The organism is Stenotrophomonas sp. (genome assembly GCF_036662295.1).
In the GTDB taxonomy this organism is placed as follows: Bacteria; Pseudomonadota; Gammaproteobacteria; order Xanthomonadales; family Xanthomonadaceae; genus Stenotrophomonas.
This window is the reverse complement of sequence record NZ_JAVWXA010000188.1, coordinates 1-3,176: the sequence shown is the minus strand read 5'-3', so window position 1 is coordinate 3,176 and position 3,176 is coordinate 1. Positions and strand designations below refer to the sequence as shown.

Below are 3,176 nucleotides of genomic sequence, written 5' to 3'. Positions count from 1 at the left end.
GGTGGCTGCGCGCTGTGCCGGAACGAAAAGCAGCCACCCATGGGGTGGCTCTACCCGGGGGGTGTGCCGTTACATTGGTTTTGCGCGACCGTGATGCGCCCTGATCTGCCAGATATCCGAAGACCGCCCGCGCCCGAAGGTAGAGCCAGCCGGTGGGTGTGCCGTCACATCGGTTCTGCGTGCGCCTTACGCGTCGTGCAGCTGCACCGGCTTCTTCCAGAACCGCCAACGCTGGCCCTTGTCCAGCTCGAAACGCACGCCGTCTTCGAAATCGAGCACCAGCCGGCGCAGTTCGCCGCGCTGCAGTGCCAACAGCAGCGGCCGGATCGCGTCGTTGCCGAGCTGCTCCAGCGAACGCAGCTGGCGCAGGTCCACCAGCGCGTCCACCTGCTGGTCGCCATCGGCCTGTACCCCGGCCGCACGCGCCAGGGCCTGCAGCAACGCTTCGCGACTGCGGACCTGCGCGTGGCCGGTATGCACGGCCTGCGGCAGCTCGCCGCCGCCCCAGAACCACAGCGAATTGATGGCACGCTTGCCCGCCGCCACGCGCTGCTGGTTCCACGCGTGGGTGTGCAACACCACCTGCGCCTCGGTCAGCAACGCCCGCCAGCGCCGGCCGGCATCGCCCTCGGGCAGGTGTGCGAACAGGTCGTCACCGAGCACCTCCTCGGGCGCGTCGAACACCGGCAGCGTGGTCCCGGCCGGCAACCGCAGGTACCACCGGCTCGGCACCGGGGCGTCGAGCACGAAGCCGAACCCGGCAAACAGCGGCTGCAGGGCCGGCAGCAGCTGGGCCACGTCCTCGGCATCGGGCCGCAGCGTGTCGCCGTGGCCCATCATCCGCGCGCCCTGCATGTCCGGTACCACGTTGGCCGGATCGGCCCGCAGCCAGATGCCGTCGCCGGCATCGCCGACGTCCAGCTGGCGGGTCAGGGCCGCCACCGGCCAGTGCGCCGGTTGCAGCTGGAAATGCCGCTGCAACTGCGCACGCTCGCCGCCGGCCACGCTGCTGCGCGCGGCCCGGCCCAGCGCCTTTGCCACATCCTCGGGCAAGGGCGAGGCCGGGAAACGGCTGCGCGCCGGCAGCAACAGCGTGGCGGTGGCCATGTCAGTCCAGGTACTGGACGCTGACGATTTCGTACTCGCGCTGGCCGGCGGGTGCGTCGATGGTGACCGCATCGCCCTCCAGCTTGCCGATCAGGGCGCGTGCCAGCGGCGAGGAAATGGCGATCAGGCCAAGCTTGATGTCGGCCTCCAGGTCACCCACGATCTGGTAGCGCTTTTCCTCATCGCTTTCCACGTCCGACAGCTCCACCGTCGCGCCGAACACCACCTTGCTGCCGGCGTTGAGCTTGGTGATGTCGATGATCTCGGCATGCGACAGCTCGCCTTCCAGCTGCTTGATGCGGCCTTCGATGAAGCCCTGCTCTTCGCGCGCGGCGTGGTACTCGGCGTTTTCCTTCAGGTCGCCGTGCTCGCGCGCCTCGGCGATCGCCGCGATGACCTTGGGGCGCTTGACCGACTTGAGGTGGTCCAGCTCTTCGCGCAGACGCTGCGCGCCCTTCAGGGTGATCGGTGCTCTCATGCGTTCAACTCCTTGTGCAGTTCCTGCAGCGACCAGACCGGGCCGGTCCCGCGGAATTCCAGTGAATGCACCAGCGCCTTGGCGCCGGCAATGGTGGTCGAATAGGTGACGCGGTGCTGCAGCGCCTCGCGACGGATCGAGAACGAGTCGTTGATCGCCGCGCGACCTTCGGTCGTGTTGACGATATACACGATCTCGCCGTTCTTGATCGAGTCGACGATGTGCGGACGGCCTTCGACCACCTTGTTGACGATCTCGCAGTCCATGCCGTGCTGCTGCAGCCACGCACCGGTGCCACGGGTGGCCACCAGCGTGTAGCCGCGTTCCAGCAGGGCCTGGGCCACCGGCAGTACGCGCTGCTTGTCCGGGTCACGCACCGACACGAAGGCCTTGCCCAGCGGCGGCGCCTTGATGCCGCCGGCTTCCTGCGCACGCGCGAAGGCGGCGCTGAAGCTGCGGCCCACGCCCATCACCTCGCCGGTGGAGCGCATCTCCGGCCCGAGGATCGGGTCGACGCCCTGGAACTTGGCGAACGGGAAGATCGCTTCCTTGACCGAGTAGTAGTCCGGCACGATTTCCTTGGTGGCGCCCTGCTCGGCCAGGGTCTTGCCGGCCATGCAGCGCGCGGCGATCTTGGCCAGCGGCATGCCGGTGGCCTTGGACACGAACGGCACGGTGCGCGAGGCACGCGGGTTCACTTCCAGCAGGTAGACGATGTCTTCGCCGTTCTCGCCGGCCTGGATGGCGAACTGGGTGTTCATCAGCCCGACCACGTTCAGGGCCTTGGCCAGCTCCACCACCTGGCGGCGCAGCTCGGCCTGGGTCTCGGCCGACAGCGAGTAAGGCGGCAGCGAGCAGGACGAATCGCCCGAATGCACGCCGGCTTCCTCGATGTGCTCCATCACGCCGCCGATCAGCACGTTGCCGTCCTTGTCGGCAATGATGTCCACGTCCACTTCCACCGCGTTGTCCAGGAAGCGGTCCAGCAGCACCGGCGAGTCGTTGGAGACCTTCACCGCGTCGCGCACGTAGCGGGCCAGGTCGGATTCGCCGTACACGATTTCCATCGCGCGGCCGCCCAGCACGTAGCTCGGGCGCACCACCAGCGGGTAGCCGATCTCGCGCGCCAGCAGCAGCGCTTCCTGGTCGTTGCGGGCGATGCGGTTCGGCGGCTGCTTCAGGCCCAGCTTCTCCACCAGCTGCTGGAAGCGCTCGCGGTCTTCTGCCAGGTCGATGGAGTCCGGCGAGGTGCCGATGACCGGCACGCCATTGGCTTCCAGCGCGCGCGCCAGCTTCAGCGGGGTCTGGCCGCCGTACTGCACGATCACGCCCTTCGGCTGTTCCAGCTCGACGATCTCCAGCACGTCTTCCAGCGTCAGCGGCTCGAAGTACAGGCGGTCGGAGGTGTCGTAATCGGTGGAGACCGTTTCCGGGTTGCAGTTGACCATGATGGTTTCAAAGCCATCATCGCGCAGCGCCAGCGCGGCGTGCACGCAGCAGTAGTCGAACTCGATGCCCTGGCCGATGCGGTTCGGACCACCGCCCAGGATCATGATCTTGTCGCGGTTGCTCGGCGCCGCTTCGCACTCGT

The 3,176-nt window shown here is 67.9% G+C and carries 3 protein-coding genes; all 3 read right to left on the bottom strand.

Annotated features, from left to right (window positions below):
• Nucleotides 1-186 precede the first annotated feature (186 nt).
• Complete coding sequence (locus tag RSA25_RS19285) at nucleotides 187-1,107, bottom strand: phosphoglycerate mutase (protein ID WP_332810435.1); 921 nt, start codon at nucleotides 1,105-1,107, stop codon at nucleotides 187-189.
• 1 nt (nucleotide 1,108) lies between these two features.
• Nucleotides 1,109-1,573 (bottom strand): transcription elongation factor GreA, encoded by a 465-nt coding sequence (greA, locus tag RSA25_RS19280; RefSeq protein ID WP_026069738.1) that lies wholly within the window; start codon nucleotides 1,571-1,573, stop codon nucleotides 1,109-1,111.
• A gap of 8 nt (nucleotides 1,574-1,581) precedes the next feature.
• On the bottom strand, nucleotides 1,582-3,176 hold a 1,595-nt coding region (gene carB, locus RSA25_RS19275; protein ID WP_332810434.1), incomplete at its 5' end, for a carbamoyl-phosphate synthase large subunit.